This is a genomic window from Streptomyces sp. NRRL S-31 (genome assembly GCF_000718775.1).
GTDB lineage: Bacteria > Actinomycetota > Actinomycetes > Streptomycetales > Streptomycetaceae > Streptomyces.
On sequence record NZ_JOCB01000020.1, the window covers coordinates 24841 to 46948 of the forward strand.

Genomic DNA, 22108 nt, shown 5'->3' on the forward strand with positions numbered 1-22108 from the left:
GCCTGCCACACGAGTGGGCTCGCTGCGGGGCCACGGCCGGCCGCGCAGCCGCCACGTCCTGCACCGCATGTGTTGAGGGCGTAGGTCCACCCCGGCACCAGACCGACACCGGCTGACCGTCCCGCCGCGCACGAGCCGAGCCGTGCGGGCACGCCGCCGCTTCCGTCCGACGTCCAGGCGACGGGCACAGCCGTGCCCCGAACCGCCCGCGGCCGGGCCGGACCCGGTCCCACGACATCCCCCGTACGCGACTCCTGCGTGCCCGCACGCGCCAGCCGCTAGCAAGGAGACAAGGTGACAGGCAAGCAATCGACGGGGGAACGCCTCCTCCTGGACGAGTTACCCGACCGCTGGCGCGGCTTACGCGAGGCCGGGCCGGTGCGGTACGACGAGACGCAGCGCGTCTGGCGGGTGCTGGACCACGAGACCGTCGCCGCCGTGCTCGCCGACCCGGCGACGTACTCCTCGGAACTCTCCGCCCTCGCCCCCACCCAGTCCGACTTCGAGACCTTCACCCAGGGCAACTTCGTCGGCATGGACCCGCCGGAGCACCGGGGGCTCCGTACCCTGGTGAGCCAGGCGTTCACCCCGCGGGTCGTGCACGGGCTCGGCCCCCGCATCGAGGCCGTGTGCGCCCGGCTGCTGGACGCCGTGGCCGACCGCGACCGGTTCGACCTGATCGACGCGCTGGCCTATCCGCTGCCGATCATCGTGATCGCGGAACTGCTCGGCATCCCGGCCGAGGAGCACCGGCTCTTCCAGGAGTGGGCGAGCGTCCTGTTCGGCGGCGACCAGCTCGGCGAGGCGCCCGACATGGCCGACCTGGAGCGGGCGCTGGAGGCCATCGCCCCCACCGTGCGCGAGATGAACGGCTACATGCTGGAGCACATCCGCGCCCGCCGTGCCGCCCCCGGGGACGATCTGACCAGCAGACTCATCGCCGCCGAGGTGGACGGGGTCCGCCTCGCCGACCAGGAGATGGTCGGCTTCGTGGCCCTGCTGCTGGTGGCGGGGCACATCACCACGACCGCGCTGCTGGGCAACGCGGTCGTCACCTTCGACCGGCACCCCGGCACCGACGCCGCGCTGCGCGCCGACCCGGCGCGCATCCCGGCCGCCGTCGAAGAGGTGCTGCGCTGGCTGCCGCCCTTCCCCGAACTGGGCCGGCGGGTCACCCGGCCGGTGGTCCTCGGCGGCCATGAAATCCCGGCCGACACACTGTTGATGGCCCATCTGGGCGCTGCCAACCGGGACCCCGCCCGGTTCGCCGCACCCGACGTCTTCGACCCGACGCGGAACCCCAATCCGCATCTGACCTTCGGGCACGGCATCCACTTCTGTTTCGGCGCGCCGCTGGCCCGGCTCGAGGCGCGGATCGCGCTGCGGATGTTGCATGAACGATTCCGCATCCTGGCGATCCCCTCCTACGAGGACATCGTCCACCAGAACCCCGCCGTCATCGTCGGCGTCCGCCACCTGCCCGTCGAGGTCGTCAGACCCTAGCCCCGGCGCGCAGCGCCCCCGGCCGGCCCACACCGCTCTCCGGGCCCGGACCGGCACACCCGCACATGAGACCCACCCAACGGGAGTCCCCTTCTCATGCCGTACACCATCCCCGCCGCTCCGGCCGCCTCCCGGACGCCGTCCCTCTTACACCGGGACCTACAGGAACGCCTCGGCGCCCTCGCCCGGACCCACCGGGTGCCCGGCGCCCAACTCGCCGTCGACACCGGCACCGACGTCATCGCCGTGCACACGGGTACGGCCGACGTCACGACCGGCAGCCCCGTCACCGCGGACACCGCGGTCCCGCTGGGCTCGCTGACCAAGCCCTACACCGCCGCGCTCGTCATGCTCCTGGCCGACGACGGCGACCTCGAACTGGACGAACCGGCCTCCGAACACCTCCCCGAGCTGGCCGGCACGCCCGAGGTGACGATACGTCAGCTGCTCAGTCACACCGGCGGACTGCCCACCGGACCCGACTCGGACACCGCCGCCGCGACCACCGCCGCGCGCTACCTCACGGCCGTCTGCACCGCCCGCGACCTGCTCTTCACGCCGGGGACCGACTTCTCCTACTCCAACGCCGGTTACGTGGCCGCCGGACGGCTGGTGGAGACCGCCACCGGCATGCCGTGGCCCGAGGCCGTGCGGGCGCTGCTCCTGGAACCCCTCGGCATCCGGCCCGCGTTCGTCGGCGACGCCGCGCCGGTCCGTCCGGTGGCCGCGGGACACGCCGTCAACACCGCCACCGGACAGGCCGTCGCCGCCCGGCAGAACCTGGCGCCGCTGGAGGCGCCGGCCGGCGCGCTGCTCGCCGGCGCACTGGACCTCGCCGCGTTCGGCGCCGCGCTGACCGGCCGCTCCGACCTGCTGCCGCCCGCCGTCACCAAGGAGATGCGCAGGCCCGAGCCCGCCGCCCGCCCGGGCACCCTCGCCGACGGCTGGGGCCTCGGCGTCGCCCTCTACCAGCGCGACGGCCGGGTGTGGTGCGGCCACGACGGCAACGCCCAGGGCACCTCCTGCCATCTGCGCGCCGACCCGGAGAGCGGTGTCGTGGTCGCCTTCACGGGCAACGCCGGAGGCGCCACCGCGCTCTGGCGCGACCTCGCCGAGGAGCTGGACCGGCTCACCGGCATCCGGGTGCCCGCCGCCGACGTCCCGGACCGCGGCCGTCCCGTCGAGTTGCCCGACTGCGCGGGCACCTACCGCAACGGCACCACGGCCTACCGCATCGCGCCCGGACCGGACGGCACGCCGGCACTGTCCGTGGACGGCGACCTGGCCCTGCCGCTGGTCTGCTACGCCGACCTCTCCTGCGATCTGCGCGATCCGGCCACCGGACGCCTCGAACCCGGCGGCCGGTTCCACCGCGATCCGGCCACCGGCAGGATCGACCGGGTGCAGATATCCGGGCGCACGGCACGCCGCACCGACGACGGCTGAGCCACCGGGTCGGGATTCCGCCCCCGGCGACCGTCGCTCCCGGGCTCCGGCCCGGTGCCGACGGCCGGTCCCGACCCGCCCACGGCAGCGGTGTCCCGCAGCGGCCCCCGTCGGACCCGACGGCGGACCGCTCACCGGGCGGTCTCCGTGCCGTGGGAACGCGGGCCCGGGAGCCTCCCGACGACCGGCACCCGCCCCTCGGGCCGCCCGCCCGCGCCCCAGCCGACCCAGCCGCACCGGGACACCCCCGGCCCACCGCACCGCCGCACCGTCGCGCACCCCCGGCGTGTCACGCCCGATCCAGCGCACCGCCCCCCCCGGGGGGGGCGGGGCCGGAGCCGGCCGCGTGGCCCGCGCCGCATCGTCCCGCTCTCCAAAGGACTTCACCCATGACGGACCTGCACGACAAGCCCGCACCGGCGTCCTCCCTGCCGCAGGCCGGTCCCGGCGGCGGCGCACCGGAGAGCGCGGCGGCCGCGGCGCACCCGACGCTCGGCGAGCTGTTCACCGCCTGGGTGGCCCGCACCCCGGACGCACCGGCCCTCACCGACGGCCGGCGGACCTGGAGCTACCGGGAACTGGGCGCGCGCGCCGACCGGCTGGCCGCGCACCTGGTGCGGCGGGGCGCGGGACCCGACCGGGTGGTGGCCCTGGTCCTGCCCCGCTCCATGGAGCTGATCGCGGCGGAGCTGGCCGTCGCCCGGGCGGGCGCCGCCTTCCTGCCCGTGGACCCCGCCTACCCCGCCGAGCGCCGGGCGCTGATGCTCGCCGACGCCGCGCCCGCGGTCACCCTGGACGATCCGCGCCGGGTGGGCGAGCTGCTGGAGACGGGCGACACGCCGTCCACCGGGGACGGCACGGGACACCCGGCCGGCGCGGGACACCCGTCCGGCACCGGCGCCGAGGCCGGCCACGCGGCCTACGTCATCTACACCTCCGGCTCCACCGGCACCCCCAAGGGCGTGACCGTCACCCACCGCGGCATCGGCGGCTTCACCTCGGCCGCCGCCGAACGGTACGCGGTGGGTCCCGGCGACCGGGTGCTCCAGTTCTCCTCGCCGAGCTTCGACGCCTCCGTGCTGGAGCTGTGCGTCTCCGTCCTGTCCGGTGCCACCCTCGTCGTACCGCCGGACGGGCCGTGGCTGGGCGACGAACTCGCCGCGGTCCTCGACGAGCACCGCGTCAGCCACGCCCTCATCCCGCCCGCCGCGCTGGCCACCCTGCCCGACCCCGCGCGGGGCACCGCGCGTCACCTGCGCACGCTGATCGTGGGCGCGGAAGCCTGCCCGGCCGCGCTCGTGGACCGCTGGGCCCCCGGCCGCCGAATGATCAACTCCTATGGCCCGACCGAGGCCACCATCGTCGCCACCTGGACGGGGCCGCTCACCGCCGGCCGCTCCACGCCGACCATCGGCGGAGCCCTGCCGCACACCCGGGTGCACGTCCTCGACGCCGGGATGCGCCCGGTGCCGCCCGGCGCGGACGGCGAGCTGTTCGTCGGCGGCGACGCGGTGGCCCGCGGCTACCTGGGCCGCCCGGGCCTGACCGCCGCCCGCTTCGTCGCCGACCCCTTCGGCCCGCCCGGCGCCCGCCTCTACCGCACCGGGGACCGGGTACGCCGTACCGCCGAAGGGGAGCTGGAGTACCTGGGCCGGCTGGACCAGCAGGTGAAGATCCGCGGCTTCCGGATCGAGCCCGGCGAGATCGAGGCGGCGCTGCGCCGGGCCGGCGCGGTCGACGAGGCCGTGGTCGTCGTCCGCGAGGACGAGCCGGGCCACCGGCGGCTCGTCGGCTACGTCACCCCCGCGCCCGCCGCGGACCCCCTGGACCCGGCCGCCCTGCGGGCCGCCGTGGCCGGTGCGCTGCCCGCGCACATGGTGCCCTCCGTCGTGGTCGTGCTGGACCGGATGCCGCTCACCCCGCAAGCCAAGATCGACCGACGCGCGCTGCCCGCACCGGAGCGCACGGCCCCGGCGGTCCGGGTGGAGCCGCGGTCGGCCCGGGAGCGGGCCCTCGCCGCGATCTGGGCCGACGTCCTCGGCGTCGACACGGTCGGGGTCACCGACGACTTCTTCGACCTGGGCGGCGAATCGATCCTCGCCGCCCGCGTCCTGGCGCGCGTCCGCGACGAGCTGGGCGTCCGGCTGACCGTGCGGGACGTCTTCACCGCGCGGACCGTCGCCGCCCTCGCCCCGCTGCTCGCCGACCCGTCGGCCGCCGCGCCGCCGGAGCCGATCCCGCCGGCCCCGCACACCGACGGCCTGCCGCTGTCCAGCGCCCAGCGGCGGCTGTGGTATCTGGACGACCTCACCGCGGGCGGCACCGAGTACAACACCGGCGTGGTCCTGCGGCTGCGCGGCGCACTGGACCCGGACGCGCTGCGCCGCTCCCTCGACCGCCTCGCCGCCCGGCACGCCGCACTGCGCACCACCTTCCCCACGGTCGACGGACAGGGCGTGCAGCGGATCACGCCGGAGCCGGAACTGCCCCTGCGGACGGCCGACGTCACCGGTGTGCCCGACGCGCGCCGCGCCGAGGCCGCCGAGGAACTGCTCACCGGGGAACTGGGCCGCCCCTTCGACCTGGCGGCCGGCCCGCTCACCCGGGCCCTGCTGGTCCGGCTCGCCGACGAGGACCACCTGCTGCTCCTGGCCCAGCACCACATCGTCACCGACGGCTGGTCGGTGGGCGTCCTCACCCGCGAACTCGCCGCCCTTTACCACGCGGAGACCACCGGCGAGCCCGACGGCCTCGCGCGCCCCGCCGTGCAGTACCCCGACTTCGCGGTCTGGGAGCGGCGGCGGCGGGCCGGTGCCGCGGACACCGCCGACCTCGCCTACTGGCGACGCCACCTGGCGGACCTCACGCAGCTGGAGCTGCCCACGGACCGGCCGCGTCCCGCCGTACGCACCACCGCGGGCGCGGCCCACCGGCACCTGCTGCCGGCGGAGCTGACGGACCGGCTGCGGCAACTGGCCGCGGGCCGCGGCACCACGGTGTTCACCCTGTACGCGGGCGCCGCCGCGCTGCTGTTCTCCCGCTACTCCGGGCAGCGGGACATCGCGTTCGGCACCGTCACCACCGGCCGCGGCCGGCGGGACCTGGAGGACGTGCCCGGCTTCTTCGCCAACACGGTGGTGCTGCGCGGCGAGGTGGACGAGCGGGCGACCGTGGACCGGTTCGTGGAGAGCATGCGGACGACGGTGCTGGACGCCTTCGCCCACGACGGGGTCCCCTTCGACCGGGTGGTGGAGGAACTGGCCCCGCCCCGCGACCCCGGCCGCACCCCGCTCGTACAGGCGCTCGTCGTGCAGCAGACCGCGCTCCCGGTGCCGCCGCGCTCCGGCGGCCTGCGCCTCGCCGAGCACCCGCTGCCCCGCCCCGCCGCCCGCTTCGACCTGGTCCTGGAGTTCACGCCGGACCCGGACGGCGGCTGCGTGCTGACCGCCGAGTTCAACACGGACCTGTTCGACGCGGCGACCGTGGCCCGGATGACCGCTCATCTGCACCGGTTGCTGGAAGGCATGGCGGACGGCCCCGGCCGCACACTGGCCGCACTGCCCATGCTGTCGGCCGAGGAACAGCGCACGCTGGTGGAGAGCGGGAACCCGCCCGCCCGTCCGGCCCGGGAGACCGGGCACGACACCCTCCCCGGGCTGCTCCACGCCCAGGCCGCCCGGACCCCCGACCGCACCGCCGTCGTCTGCGGCCCGGTCCGGCTGGACTACGCCGAGGTCGCCCGGCGCGCCAACCGGCTGGCCCGGCGGCTCGTCGCGCGCGGCGCGGGCCCGGAGAACCTGGTCGCGCTCTGCCTGCCGCGCACCGCCGACCTGGTGCCCGTGCTCTGGGCGGTGCTCACCTCGGGCGCCGGCTACCTCCCCGTCGACCCGGCCTACCCCGCCGACCGGATCCGGCTCATGCTCGACGACGCCCGGCCCGCCCTCGTCGTCGCCACCCGGGAGACCGCAGCCGCGCTGCCGCCCCAGTGCACGCCGCTGCTCCTGGAGGACTGCGCCGGTACGGACACCGCCGACACCGGGCTGACCGACGCCGACCGGGTCCGGCCGCTGCTGCCGGACCACCCCGCGTACGTCATCTACACCTCGGGCTCCACCGGCCGCCCCAAGGGCGTCGTGGTCACCCACCGCACCGTCGCCGCGCTCGCCGCGTGGGCGGGGGAGCGGTTCGGCGCCGGGGAGCTGGCCCATGTGATCGCCTCCACCTCCCTCAACTTCGACGTCTCGGTCTTCGAACTGCTCTGCCCGCTGGTGTCCGGCGGCACCGTCGAGGTGGTCGCCGACCTGCCGGCCCTCGCCGACGGCGCCGGACCCCGGCGGGCCGGACTGCTCAGCGGGGTGCCGTCCGTCGTCTCCCGGCTGGTCGCGGGCGGCACGGCACCCGTGACGGCCGGCACCGTCGTCCTCGCCGGCGAGGCCCTGCCCCTCCAGACGGCGCACGACCTGCGGGCCGCCCTGCCCGGCTGCCGGATCGCCAACATCTACGGCCCCACCGAGGCCACCGTCTACGCCACCGCCTGGTTCGCCGGCGACCGGCTGCCGGAGCAGGCCCCGCCCATCGGCACCCCGGTCGCGCTCACCCGCGCCTACGTCCTCGACGGCTCCCTGCGGCCCCAGCCCACCGGCGTCACCGGCGAGCTGTACCTCGGGGGCGGCGGACTGGCCCGCGGCTATCTGAACCGGCCCGGACTGACCGCCTCCCGGTTCGTCGCCGATCCGTTCGGCGCGCCGGGGGAGCGCATGTACCGCACCGGCGACCTGGTGCGCCGCCGCCCCGACGGCGCGCTGGAGTACGTCGGCCGGACCGACCAGCAGGTCAAGGTGCGCGGCTTCCGCATCGAACTCGGCGAGGTGGAGGAGGCGCTGCGCGGCTGCGCGGGCGTGGCCGGGGCGGCGGCCGTCGCCGCCACGGACGGCGACGGCCACCGGCGCCTGGTCGGCTACGTCGTCCCGGCCCCCGGCGAGCGCGCGGACCCCGAGGCCGTACGCCGGGAACTCGGCCGTTCGCTGCCCGACTACATGGTCCCGTCGACCGTCGTCGTGCTGGACGCGCTGCCGCTCAACCCCAACGGCAAGCTCGACCGCGGCCGGCTCCCCGACCCCGGGCCCGCCGTGCGCGCGGTACGGCACGTCGCGCCCCGCACCCCCACCGAGCGCGCCCTCGCCGCGATCTGGGCCGAGGTGCTGCGGGTGGAACGGATCGGCGTCGACGACAACTTCTTCGAACTCGGCGGCGACTCCATCCTCAGCATCCAGGTGGTGGCCCGCGCCCGGCAGGAGGGGCTGCCGCTCACCTCCCGCGACGTCTACCAGCACCAGACCGTGGCCGCCCTCGCGCACCGCGCGGACGCCGCCGCGCTCCCGCGCGACACCGCGCCCGCACCGGAGGCGGCCACCGGCACGGCACCCCTGACGCCCATCCAGCACTGGCTGTTCGACACCGCCGGGACACGCGCCGGCCACTTCTCCCAGGCGCTCTCCCTGCGGATGCCCGACGACCTGGACCCGGCGGCGCTTCAGGACGCGCTGAACGACCTGGTCGCCCACCACGACGCCCTGCGCTCCCGGTTCGAGGCCGGCGACGCGGCCGGCGGGGCCGGCTGGTCCATCGACGACCGGGCGCCCCGCCTGCGCCTGGCCCGGCACACCGGCCCGGAGACCGACACCCCCCACTTCGGCCCGTTCGACCTCGCCCGGGGACCGCTGCTGCGGGCCGTGCTGCACGACCCCGGCACCGGCCGGCCCCCCGTCCTGCACCTCGCCGTCCACCACCTGGTGGTCGACGGGGTCTCCTGGCGGCTGCTGCTGGAGGACCTGGACCGCGCCTACCGGGCCCGCCGGGCGGGCGACGACGGCGCCGCCGCGCTGCCCGCGAAGTCCACGCCGCTGCGGCAGTGGGCCCGCAGGCTGAACGCCCACGCGGCGGACGGCGGCTTCGACGACGAGCGCGCCTACTGGGCCGACGCGGTCCCGGCCGGAGGGCCCGGCCTCCCCGCCGGCCCGGCGGACGGCCCCGGCACCTACGCCGCGCAGCGCTCGGTCACCGTACGCCTGAGCCCCGCGACGACCTCGGCCCTGCTGCGCACCCTGCCCGACACCTACCGCACCCAGGCCAACGACGTCCTGCTCAGCGCCCTCGGCCGGGCCCTGTGCGCCTGGAGCGGCCGGGACCGGGTGGTGGTCGACGTCGAGGGACACGGCCGCGAGGAACTCTTCCCCGAGCTGGACATCAGCCGCACGGTCGGCTGGTTCACCACCCGCTACCCCGTCGCCCTCTCCGTTCCCGGGGACGCCGGCTGGGACACCGTGCTGAAGCGGGTCAAGGAGCAGCTGCGCGCCGTACCCCGGCACGGCCTGGGCCACGACGCGCTGCGCCGGCTGGCCGTCCCCGGGCCGGCACCGCGCACCGCGGACGCGGAGATCAGCTTCAACTACCTGGGCCGGATGGACGCGCCCGAGGACCCGGACGGCCTCTACCGGGGCACCGTACGCCCCCTGGAACTGGACGCCGACCCGGCGGCCGAGCGCCCGCACGCCCTGGAGGTCGTCGGCCGACTCGTCGACGATAGCCTGGAGTTCACCTGGTTCTACGCCGACCGGCCGGGCCGCGAGGAGACGGTCGCGGACCTCGCCGGGCGCTTCACCGACGCGCTCGCCGACCTGGCCCGGCACGCCGCCCGGCCCGGAGCCGCCGGCCGCACCCCCTCCGACTTCCCGCTGGCCCGCCTCGACCAGGCCGCCGTCGACCGGATCACCGGCGCGGCCCCGGCCGCGGTGGCCGACGTCCTGCCGCTCACGCCCACCCAGGCGGGCATGCTCTTCCACGGCCTGTCCCAGGACGACCGCGGTGTCTACGTCCAGCAGCTGACGTTCCTTCTGGACGGCGTGCCCGACCCGGACGCCCTCGCCGCCGCCTGGCAGCACGTGACCGACCGCACCGAGGTGCTGCGCGGCCGGGTCGTGTGGCAGGACGTACCCGAACCGCTGCTGGTGGTGGAGCGGCACGCCCGGCTGCCCGTCACCCACCTGGACTGGCGCGACCTGACGGAGGACGAGCGCCGCGCCCGGCTCGACGACCTGCTGGTCCGCGACCGCGCCGACGGCATCGACCTCGGGCGGGCCCCGCTCCAGCGCCTGCTCCTCGCCCGCGTCTCCGCCACCGCGGTGCGCGTGGTGTGGTCCTTCCACCACCTGCTGCTGGACGGCTGGAGCATGTTCCAGGTGCTCTCGGACGTCTTCGCCCGGCACGCCGGGGCCGGCGCCCTCCCGCACCGCCCGCCCCACCGGGAGTACGTGGCCTGGCTCCGGCAGCGCGACCCGGACGCGGCCGAACGGCACTGGCGGCGCCGCCTGTCCGGCCTGGCCGAGGCCACCGCGCTGCCGTACGACCGCGAACCGCGCGAGGCCCACCGCGCCGAGTCCACGGCCGCCGTCCACGGCACGCTGCCCGCGCCCATCACCCGGGCGCTGGAGGAACTGGCCCGCACCTCCGGCCTCACCCTCAACACCCTGGTGCAGGGCGCCTGGGCGCTGCTGCTGGCCCGGCAGGCGGGCCGCGACGAGGCGGTGTTCGGCACCACCGTGTCCGGACGGCCGCCCGAGCTGCCCGGCGCCGACGCCATGACCGGCCTGTTCATCACCACCCTGCCCACCCGGGCCGCCGTCCCCGCCGACGGCACCCTGCTCGACTGGCTGCGTGCGCTCCAGCACGACCAGAGCGAGGACCGGCGCTTCGACCACCTGCCGCTCACCCGCATCCGCACCTTCACCGAACTCCCCGAACGGGCCGCCCTGTTCGACAGCATCGTCGTCTTCGAGAACTACCCGGTGGACGACGACCTCGCCGCCGCCCACGGGCTGCGCCTGAGCGGCCTGGAGGGCGTCGAGACCACCAACTACCCGCTCAGCCTCACCGCTTACCCGGGCGAGGAACTGGGCCTGCGCCTCGGCTACGACCCCGAGCTGTTCGACACCGCCACCGCCGAGCGGCTGACCGAGTACCTGACCGTCCTGCTCACCGGCATGACCGACGGCGCCCACCGCCCGCCCGCCCGGCTGCCGCTGCTCGGCCCGGACCGCCGCGAGCAGGTGCTGCGCGCCTGGAACGACACCGCCACCGACCTGCCCGACACCACCGTCGCCGCCCTCTTCGCCGCGCAGGTGCGCCGCACCCCCGACGCCGTGGCCCTGGAGGCCGGGGACGAGCACCTCACCTACCGCGAACTCGACGCCCGCGCGGCCCGCCTCGCGACCCGGCTGACCGCGCTCGGGGTACGGCCGGAACACCCGGTCGGCGTCCTCATGGACCGCTCCGCCGCCCTGGTCGTCACCCAGCTGGCGCTGGTGCGCACCGGCGGCGTGTACGTACCGCTGGACGGCAGGGCGCCGGCCGAGCGGCTGCGCCGCACCCTCGCCGAGGCCGGGGCCGGGCTGCTGCTCACCGACGCCGGCCGCGAGCGGACGGCCCGCGAACTGCTGCCCGGTGACGGCGTCCTGCGGGCCGACGACACCCCGGCCGACGACACCCCGGCCGACGACAGCCCGGCCACCGACGCCGCGCCCGCCCCGGCCGTACGCCCCGACAACGTCCAGTACGTGATGTTCACCTCCGGCTCCACCGGCACCCCCAAGGGCGTCGCGGTACGCCAGCGCGACGTCGCCGCGCTCGCCCTGGACCGGGCCTTCGCCGGACACGACCGGGTCCTCGTGCACTCGCCGCACGCCTTCGACGCCTCCACCTACGAGGTGTGGGTGCCGCTGCTGCGCGGCGGTACGGCCGTCCTCGCCCCGCCCGCCGACCTGGACGCCGCCGAGGTCCGGCGCGCCGTCACCGAGCGGCGGGTGAGCTGCCTGTGGCTGACCGCGGGCCTGTTCCGCCTGCTGGCCCAGGAGGACCCCGGCTGCCTGCGCGGCGCCCGCGAGGTGTGGACGGGCGGCGAGGTTGTGCCCGGCGCGGTGGTGCGCCGGGTCCTGGACGCCTGCCCCGGCCTGACCGTCGTGGACGGTTACGGCCCCACCGAGACCACCACCTTCGCCACCCGCCGCGTCTTCCGCTCCGGCGACCCGCTGCCCGCCGTACTGCCCATCGGCCGGCCGCTCGACAACACCCGCGTGTACGTCCTGGACACCGCCCTCCAGCCGCAGCCGCCGGGCGTACCGGGCGAGCTGTACATCGCCGGCGCCGGACTGGCCCGGGGCTACGCGGGCCGGCCCGGGGCGACCGCCGCCCGCTACCTCGCCGACCCCTACGGGCCGCCCGGCACCCGCATGTACCGCACCGGCGACGTCGTGCGCTGGAGCGCCGACGGGGAACTCCACTTCGTCGGCCGCGCGGACGACCAGATCAAGATCCGCGGCTTCCGCGTCGAACCCGCCGAGATCGAGGCCCGGCTCACCGCCCACCCCGCCGTCGCCGAGGCCGTCGTCTCCCTGTACGAGGACGCCGGACGCAAGCGGCTCGCCGCCCACCTCGTGCCGGCCGGCGCCGCCGCGGTGCCCTCCGCCACCGAACTGCGCACCCACCTGGCCGCCGGACTGCCCGACTACATGCTGCCCGCCGCCTTCGTCACCGTGCCGGAGCTGCCGCTGACGGCCAACGGCAAGGTCGACCGGCGGCGGCTGCCCGCCCCCGACTGGTCGGCGGGCGGCGAGCACGGCCACCGCGCCCCGCGCACCGCCACCGAGCGGGCCCTCGCCGGGATCTGGGCCGACCTGCTCGGCGTGGACCGGGTCGGCGTCGACGACAACTTCTTCATGCTGGGCGGCGACTCCATCCTCAGCATCCAGGTGGTCTCCCGGGCCCGGGCCGCGGGACTCGCGCTCAGCCCCCGCGACCTGTTCCGGCACCCCACGGTGGCCGAACTCGCCACCGCCGCCGGCGGAGCCGCACCCGCCGTCGCCGGCACCGGACCGGTCGACGGAGAGGTCGGCCTGCTGCCGATCCAGCACTGGTTCCTCGACCCGCGCCCGGCGGACCCCGCCTTCTTCAACCAGTCCGTCGTCATCGAGACCGCGGGCGCCGTCGACCAGGACGCCCTGCGCCGCGCCCTCACCGCCCTGTGGACCCACCACGACGCCCTGCGCGCCCGGTTCGTCCTCGACGACGACGGCGGCGACGGCACCTGGCGGCAGGACGTCGCCGCCGCCGAAGGCCCGGAGCCCGAGCTGCTCGGCGTGCACGACCCGGCGGACGAGGAACACGTCACCGCCGCCGCGCACGCCGGACTCCGGCTGGACACCGGCCCGCTGTTCGCCGCCCGCCTGTTCCCGGCCGGCGGCACCCGGCCCGCCCGGCTGCTGCTGGTCGCCCACCACCTGGTGGTCGACGGCGTCTCCTGGCGCATCCTGCTGGAGGACCTGGAGACCGCCTACCGGCAGGCCGCCGCCGGCGAACCCGTACGGCTGCCCGCCCGCACCACCTCCGTTGGGGAGTGGGCCCGCCGGCTGCGCGACCGGGACCGCTTCGCCGCACACCTCGCCCACTGGGAGCACACCGCACGCGCCTGCGCGGACCGGCTGCCCGTGGACCTCGCCGGGGGCAACACCGCCGCCGACGTCCGCGAGGTCACCGTCCGGCTCGACCCCGCCCGCACCGCCGACCTGCTGCGCCGCGTCCCCGGCGTCTACCGCACCCGCATCGACGACGTCCTGCTCACCGCGCTCGGCCGGGTCCTCGCCGACTGGACCGGACGCGACACCGTCGCCGTCGGCCTGGAGGGGCACGGCCGCGAGGACCAACTCTTCGAGGACGTCGACCTGTCCCGCACGGTCGGTTGGTTCACCTCGCTCCACCCGGTCGCCCTCACCGTCCCGGCGGGGGACTGGGGCACCGCCCTGAAGTCGGTCAAGGAACAGCTGCGCGCCGTACCCGACCGGGGACTCGGCCACGGCGTGCTGCGCCACCTCGCCCGCGAGGAACGGCTCACCGGCACGCCCGGGCCCGGCATCAGCTTCAACTACCTGGGCCGATTCGACTGGTCGGCCGGCACCGGCACCCTGATCGGGGCGGTGCCCGGCGGCCTGGGCGGAGCGGAGGCGCCAAGCACCGAACGCCCGCACCTGCTGGACGTCGTGGCCCGGGTCGAGGACGACCGGCTGGAGATCACCTGGCACTACAGCGCCGGACGGCACCGTCCGGAGACCGTCACCGCGCTCGCCGAGGGCATGCTGCGGGCGCTCGGCGACCTCGTCGCGCACTGCGCCCTGCCGGACGCGGGCGGCCGCACCCCGTCGGACTTCCCGCTGGCCCGGCTGGACCAGGCCGCCGTGGACCGGATCGCCGGGGACGGCCGGGACGTCGCGGACATCTACCCGCTGACCCCGATGCAGGCCGGCATGCTCTTCCACAGCCTGCTAGACACCGGCGGCCGCACCTACGTCAACCAGGTGCAGCTGGTCCTGACCGGCGTCACCGACCCGCACGCGCTCGCCGAGGCGTGGCAGCGGACCGCGGACGCCAACCCCGTACTCCGCACCCACCTGGTGTGGCAGGAGACCGCGGAACCGCTCCAGGTCGTCCGGCACCGGGCCACCGTGCCCGTCACCCACCACGACTGGTCCGGCCGGCCCGCCGGATCCGGCGCGGACGAACTGGACCGGCTGCTCGCCGCGGACCGGGACGCGGGCATCGACCTGGGCGCCGCGCCCCTGATGCGGCTGACCCTGATCCGGCTGGCACCGGACCGGGTCCGGCTGGTGTGGACGTTCCACCACGTCCTGCTCGACGGCTGGAGCGCGGCCCAGGTCTTCGACGAGGTGTGCGAACGTTACGCCGCCCTGACCTCCGGGCGCCCCCCGCGCACCACCGAGCGGCGGCCCTTCGCCGATTACCTGCGCTGGCTGTCCGGGCGGGACCGCGGCGACGCCGAGCGGTACTGGCGCACCACCCTCGCCGGCTTCCAGGCACCCACCGAGCTGCCCCGCGACCGGCGGCCCGCCGAGGCCCACCGCGCCTCCTCCTCCGGGTCCGTGCGGATGACCCTCGGCCCGGACGTCTCGGCACGGCTGCGGGAGACCGCCCAGCGGGCCGGGCTGACCCTCAACACGGTCCTCCAGGGCGCCTGGGGGCTGCTGCTGTCCCGCTACGGCGGCGGTGACGACGTGGTGTTCGGCACGACCGTCTCCGGCCGGCCCGCCGAACTGCCCGGCGTCACCTCGATGGTCGGCCTGTTCATCAACACCCTGCCCACCCGGGTCCGCGTCGACGGGCGGCGTCCGCTGCCGGACTGGCTGCGCGAACTCCAGGACGCCCAGGCGGAGGCCCGGCGCCACGACTTCGTCTCGCTGGCGCAGGTGCAGTCGTGGAGCGAACTGCCCGGCGGCACCAGCCTGTTCGACTCCATCGTGGTCTTCGAGAACTACCCGTTCGACGAGGACGCGCCGGCCCGGCACGGCCTGACCCTGGAGCAGGAACGGGACCTGGAGCCGACCAACTACGCGCTCGGCGTGGTCGTCGCGCCCGGCGACACCCTGGCCGTCAACCTGGACTACGACCCGGACGCCTTCGACGCCACCACGGTGCGGGCGCTCGGCGAGAGCCTGCGCACCCTGCTCACCGGCATGGCCGACGCACCGGAGAGCCGCCTGGCCGACCTGCCGCTGCTGGACCCGGCCGAGGGGCGCGCCCTGCTGGACCGGTTCGGCGGCCGGGTGGCCGAGGCCCCCGAGGACACCCTGCCCGCCGCGTTCCGGCGGCAGGCCGAGCGCACCCCGGACGCCCCGGCCGTCCGGCACGCCGGCACCTGCCTCACCTACCGCGAACTCGACGCCCGCTCCAACCGGCTGGCCCGGCTGCTCATCGCCGCCGGCGCCGGACCCGAGCGCTTCGTCGCCCTCTGCCTGCCCCGCACCGCCGACCTGGTCGTGGCCCTGCTCGCGGTGCTGAAGAGCGGCGCCGGCTATCTGCCGGTCGACCCGCGCCACCCCGCCGAGCGCGTGGCCTTCCTCTTCGAGGACGTACGGCCCGACGCCGTGATCGCGTCCGCCGAGACCGCCGGCCGGCTGCCCGAGGGGCCGTACACCCGCGTGCTGCTGGACGACGAGCCCGGCACCGGTGTGCCGGACACGCCCGTCGGCGACGACGAGCGGCACGGCACCCTGCTGCCCGCCCACCCGGCCTACGTCATCCACACCTCCGGCTCGACCGGCCGCCCCAAGGGCGTGGTCGTCAGCCACGCGTCCGTACGGGCGCTGACCGACTGGGCGGCCGCCGAGTTCACCGGGCGCGGTCTGGAACACGTGCTGGCGTCCACCTCGCTCAACTTCGACGTGTCGGTCTTCGAGATCTTCTCGCCGCTGCTGTCCGGCGGCTGCGTGGAGATCGTCCGCGACCTGCTGGCCCTCGCCGAGCGCCCCGGGCCCTGGCGGGCCGGACTGCTCAGCGCGGTCCCCTCCGCGCTGGACCGGCTGCTCGCCGAGGGCGCCGTCCGGATCACCGCGGACACCGTCGTCCTCGCGGGGGAGGGGCTGCCCGCCCGGACCGTGGACCGGGTCCGCGCGGCCGTCCCCGGCAGCCGGGTGCGCAACATCTACGGCCCCACCGAGGCCACCGTCTACGCCACCGCGTTCACCTGCGACCCGGCCGACCCCGACCGCGACCCGCCGATCGGCCGGCCGCTCGGCGGCGCCCGCGCCTACGTCCTGGACGAGCGGCTGCGCCCGGTACCGGCCGGCGCGCCCGGCGAGCTGTTCCTCGCCGGGACCGGCGTCGCCCGCGGCTATCTGCGCCGCCCCGGCCTGACCGCCGCCCGCTTCCTGCCCGACCCGTTCGGCCCGCCCGGCAGCCGCATGTACCGCACCGGCGACCTGGTCCGCTGGACGGCCGACGGCGACCTCGTCTACCTCGGCCGCGGTGACGACCAGGTGAAGGTGCGCGGCTTCCGCATCGAACTCGGCGAGGTGGAGGCCGCGCTGGCCCGCCACCCGGCGGTGTCCGCGGCGGCGGCCCGGGTCGTCGAACACGCGGGCCACCGCCGCCTGGTCGGCTACGTGGTGCCCCGCCCGGCCGCCCCCGACGGCGCCGCGGACCAGCCGGACGGCCTGCCCGAACCCGGTGAGCTGCGCGCCTTCCTCGCCCGCGGCCTCCCCGACCACCTGGTGCCCGCCCTCGTCGTCCCGCTGGAGCGGCTGCCGCTCGGGGCCACCGGCAAGCTCGACCGGCGGGCGCTGCCCGTGCCCCGGTGGGCCGCGCCGACCGCCGGCGGGTCCGGCCGACCGCCGCGCACCGGGGCCGAACAGACCCTCGCGGCCATCTGGTGCGAGGTGCTGGACGTGCCCGAGGTCGGCGCCGACGACAACTACTTCACCCTCGGCGGCGACTCCGTCCTCGGCATCCAGGTCGTCTCCGCCGCCCGCCGGGCCGGCCTCGCCCTGACCCCCCGCCACCTGTTCACCCACCAGACCCTCGCCGCGCTCGCCGCCGTCGCCGAGCGGCTCCCGGACCCCGCCGCCTCCGCGGTCGCCGCCGAGCAGGGGCCGGTGACCGGCGAGACCCCGCTCACCCCCGTGCAGCACTGGCTCCTGGACACCCTCACCGGCGACCCCGCCCACTTCAGCCAGACGGTCTCCTACGAGCTGCTCCCGGACCCGGACGAGACGCTGCTGCGGGCCGCCCTGGCCGCCGTACTGGCGCACCACGACGCGCTGCGCATGCGCTTCGAGCCGACCGGTGCCGGGCGGTGGCGGCAGTACGGCACCCCGCCCGGCGCGGACACCCCGCACCTGGAGGTGCACGACGGCACGGCCCCGGAGGAGGTGGCCGGCGCCCTGGCCGCCGGCTTCGACCTGGCCGGCGGGCCGCTGCTGCGGGCCGCGCTGTGCCGGCCGGCCGACGGCGGCCGGCCCGTGCTGCTGCTCGCCGCCCACCACCTGGTCGTGGACGCCGTGTCCTGGCAGCTGATCCTGGAGGACCTCCAGAGCGCCTACCGCGCGCTGCGGGACGGCGCCCGGCCCGCCCTCGCCCCGAAGAGCACCTCGTTCCGGGCCTGGGCACGGCGGCTCGCCGAGCACACCGCGGCGGGCGGCTTCGACGCCGAACTCGCCCACTGGACGGCCCTGGACACCTCCGCCGGACTGCCCGCCGACCATCCCGGCGGCACCAACACCGCCGCCGACGAGGACAGCGTGACCGCCGGGCTCGACGCCGAGGAGACGCGCCGCCTGCTCAGGGACGTCCCGGACGTGTACCGCACCCGCGTCAACGACGTCCTGCTGTCCGCGCTGGGCCGGGTCCTGGCCCGCTGGACCGGCCGGGACCGGGTGGCGGTGACGCTGGAGGGCCACGGCCGCGAGGAACTGTTCGAGGACACCGACCTCGCCCGGACCGCCGGCTGGTTCACCGCCATGTACCCGGTCGCCCTGGACGTGCCCCGGGACGCGGACACCGGCACCGTGCTGAAGACCGTCAAGGAGAACCTGCGGGCCGTACCGCGGGGCGGGCTCGGCTACGGCGCCCTGCGCTTCCTGCACCCCACCGCCGGCCGCGAACTGCCCGGCCTGCCCCCGGTCTGCTTCAACTACCTGGGCCGGCAGGACCGGACCGCCGCACCGGACGGCCTGCTGCACGCGCCGCACGACGGGCTCGCCGGCGGCATGGACCGCTCGGCGGACCGGCCCCACCTCCTCGACGTCCTCGGCCGGGTCACCGGCGACCGGCTGGAGTTCACCTGGTCGTACTCCCGCGCGGTGCACCGACGGGAGACCGTCGCCCGACTGGCGGCCGAACTCACCGACGAACTCCGGGAGATCCTCCGGCACTGCGCCGGACCCGGCGCCGGCGGCCGCACCCCCTCCGACTTCCCGCTCGCCCCGCTGGACCAGGCGGCCGTGGACCGGATCGCCGGGGACGGCACGGACGTGACCGACGTCTACCCGCTCACCCCCACCCAGACCGGCATGGTGATGCACGGCCTGGACGACGCCGAACACGGCCTCTACGTCGAGCAGATCACCTTCGTGGCGGACGGCGTCCACGACCCGGCGACGCTGGCCGCCGCCTGGCAGCACGTCGTCGACCACACCCCCGTGCTGCGCACCTCCGTCGCCCTGCACGGGGTACCCGTGCCGCTCCAGGTCGTCCACCGGCACGTCACCCTGCCGGTCACCGCGCACGACTGGAGCGCGCTCCCGGCCGGCCGGCACGGCGCGGAGCTGGAGCGGCTGCTCGCCGACGAGCGGGCCCGGGGCATCGCCCTGGACCGCGCCCCGCTGCTGCGCATCGCCCTGGTCCGGCTCGGCCCGGACGCGGTCCGCGTCGTGTGGACCTTCCACCACGTCCTGCTGGACGGCTGGAGCGTCTTCCACGTCCTGTCCGACGTCACGGCCGCGCACGCCGCCCTCACCCGCGGCGAACGGCCCCGGCCGCCCGAGCGCCGGCCGTTCGCGGAGTACGCCGCATGGCTCGCCGCCCGCGACACCCGGCAGGCGGAGGAACACTGGCGCGGCGTCCTGGCCGGTCTCGACACCCCGACCCCGCTGCCGTACGACCACCGGCCCGCCCCGGGCGCCACCGCCCGCTCCGGCACCTGGCTGTCCCAGCGGCTGGACACCGAACACACCCGGCGCCTGGAGGAGTTCGCCCGTCGGCACCGCCTCACCCTGAACACCGTGGTGCAGGGCGCCTGGGCGCTGCTGCTGGCGCGGTGGAGCGGCGAGCGGGAGGTCTGCTTCGGCACCACCGTCTCCGGGCGGCCCGCCGGACTGCCCGGCGCCGACACCATCACCGGCCTGTTCATCACCACCCTCCCCGCCCGCACCGGGGTCGACGGCGGTGCCCGCTGCGACACCTGGCTGCGCGCGTTCCAGGAGGCCCGCGCCGAGGACCGCCTCCACGACCACCTGCCGCTCAGCACGCTGCACGCCCTCGGCGGACTCCCGCCGGGCACCGCCCTCTTCGACAGCCTGGTGGTCTTCGAGAACTACCCGGTCGGCGACGCGACCGCGGGCGCGCACGGACTCGCCCTGCGCGAGCTGGACGCCCGCGAGGCCACCAACTACCCGCTCACCGTGGTCGTCTCGCCCGGTGACCGGCTGACCGTCGAACTCGGCTACGACCCGCGGTACTTCACCGAGGCCACCGCCGCCTCGCTGGCCGGGCAGCTGCTGCGGGCCCTGGACGTGCTGGCCGCCTCGGACGGCACCGCCCGCCTCGACGACCTCGACGTGACTCCGCCGGAGCAGCGGCACCGGCTGCTGCGCGGACCGGTCCGTCCCGCGTCCGCACCGGTGCCCGCAGCCACCCTGCCCGCCCTCGTCGAGGCCGCCGTCGACCGGTGGCCGAACGCCCCCGCGCTCGACGCGGCCGGCCCGCCGCTGACCTTCGCGGAGACCGAGGACCGGGCCAACCGGCTGGCGCACCGGCTGATCGCCCGCGGCACCGGCCCCGGCGACCTCGTCGCGCTGCTGCTGCCCCGCTCGGCGGACATGGTGCTGGCGCAGCTGGCGGTCAGCAAGGCCGGCGCTGCCTTCCTGCCCGTAGACCCCGCCTACCCCGAGGAGCGCATCGCCCTGATGCTGGGCGACGCCGCGCCCGCCCTCACCCTGGACGCCAAGGAGGTCGCCGGCCTGCTCGCCGCCCCGCCGGACGACGTGCCCGGACACCGGCCCACCGACGCCGACCGGGCCCGCCCGCTCGACCTGGACGACCCGGCCTACGTCATCTACACCTCCGGTTCCACCGGCACCCCCAAGGGCGTCGTCGTCACCCACCGCGGGCTCGCCGCGTTCAGTGCCGCCGAGGCCGGGCACTACCGAGTCGCCCCCGGCGACCGGGTGCTGGCCTTCGCCACGCCCAGCTTCGACGCCTCCGTGCTCGAACTGTGCATGTCCCTGCCGCACGGCGCCCGCCTGGTCGTCCCCCGGCCGGGACCGCTGCTCGGCGCCGAACTCGCCGACGTCCTGCGGAGCGAGCGCGTCACGCACACCCTGCTGCCGCCGGCCGCGCTCGCCACCCTGCCGGCCGACACCCCCGGCACGCTGCCGGACCTGAAGACGCTGATCGTCGGCGCCGACGCGTGCGGCCCCGAACTCGTCGCCCGCTGGGCCCCGCACCACCGCATGGTCAACTCCTACGGCCCCACCGAGGCCACCGTCGTCGCCACCTGGTCCGCACCGCTGGCGGCGGACGGCACCGCACCGCCCATCGGCCGCCCGCTGCCCGCCACCGGCGCCTACGTCCTCGACGCCCGGCTGCGGCCGGTCCCCGACGGCGTCGCCGGTGAACTCTGGCTGAGCGGACCGGCACTGGCCCGCGGCTACCTCGGCCGGCCCGGACTGACCGCCGCCCGGTTCACCGCCGACCCGTTCGGCGCGCCCGGCACCCGTATGTACCGCACCGGCGACCTGGTGCGCCGGGACGGCGCCGGCGAACTGCACTACCTGGGCCGCACCGACCACCAGCTCAAGCTGCGCGGCCACCGCATCGAGGCGGGCGAGGTCGAGGCCACCCTGGTTGGCCATCCGGGCGTGCTGGACGCCGTGGTCACCGTGCGCGAGGACGAACCCGGCCTGCCGCGCCTGGTCGCCCACCTGCTCACGGCCCCCGGCGCCGAACCGCCCGCCCCCGCCGAGCTGCGGGCGCTGGCCGCCCGCTCGCTGCCGGGGTACATGGTGCCGTCCGCGTTCGTGGTGCTGGACCGCTTCCCGCTCACCGAGAACGGCAAGACCGACCGGGCCGCCCTGCCCGCCCCGGCGCCGGAGGAGGAGCGGGACCGCCGCCCCGAGTACGTGGCACCCCGCACCCCCACCGAGGAGGCGGTGGCGGCCATCTGGGAGGAGACCCTCCAGACGGCCGTGGGCGCCGAGGACGACTACTTCCTGCTCGGCGGCGACTCCCTGCGCGCCCTGCTCATCGCCTCCCGCGCCAACGACGCGTTCGGCGTCACGCTCACCCCCCGCGACGTCCTGGTCACCCGCACCGTCGCCGCCCTGGCGGAGCTGGTGGAGGAACAGGTACTGAGCGAACTGGAAGGGGCGGCGTACGGCGACGTCCCGGTCCCCGGGTACGGCGACGACGTCCCGGCCCCCGGGTACGGCGACGACCTCCCGGTTCCCGGGTACCACGACGCCGGCCCGGGCCCCTCGCACGGCCACGACACCGAAGACGCCGCGTCCGGCGGCCACGACCACGAACGGTGAGGATCCGACGA

General features: G+C 76.6%; 3 protein-coding genes. All 3 read left to right on the forward strand.

Annotated features, from left to right (window positions below):
- Positions 1–294 precede the first annotated feature (294 nt).
- Positions 295–1503, forward strand: a complete 1209-nt coding sequence (locus tag IF37_RS0110880; RefSeq protein ID WP_037856226.1) for a cytochrome P450 — start codon at positions 295–297, stop codon at positions 1501–1503.
- 96 nt (positions 1504–1599) lie between these two features.
- Entirely contained in the window at positions 1600–2949 is a 1350-nt protein-coding gene (locus IF37_RS0110885) for a serine hydrolase (RefSeq protein WP_030739793.1), read from the forward strand.
- 389 nt (positions 2950–3338) lie between these two features.
- Positions 3339–22097, forward strand: a complete 18759-nt coding sequence (locus IF37_RS0110890; protein WP_079165662.1) for a non-ribosomal peptide synthetase — start codon at positions 3339–3341, stop codon at positions 22095–22097.
- Positions 22098–22108 lie beyond the last annotated feature (11 nt).

Excerpts from the sequence above, each read along its gene's own strand:
- IF37_RS0110890 (WP_079165662.1), top strand. The coding sequence starts at position 3,339 with ATGACGGACCTGCACGACAAGCCCGCACCGGCGTCCTCCCTGCCGCAG.
- IF37_RS0110885 (WP_030739793.1), top strand. The coding sequence starts at position 1,600 with ATGCCGTACACCATCCCCGCCGCTCCGGCCGCCTCCCGGACGCCGTCC.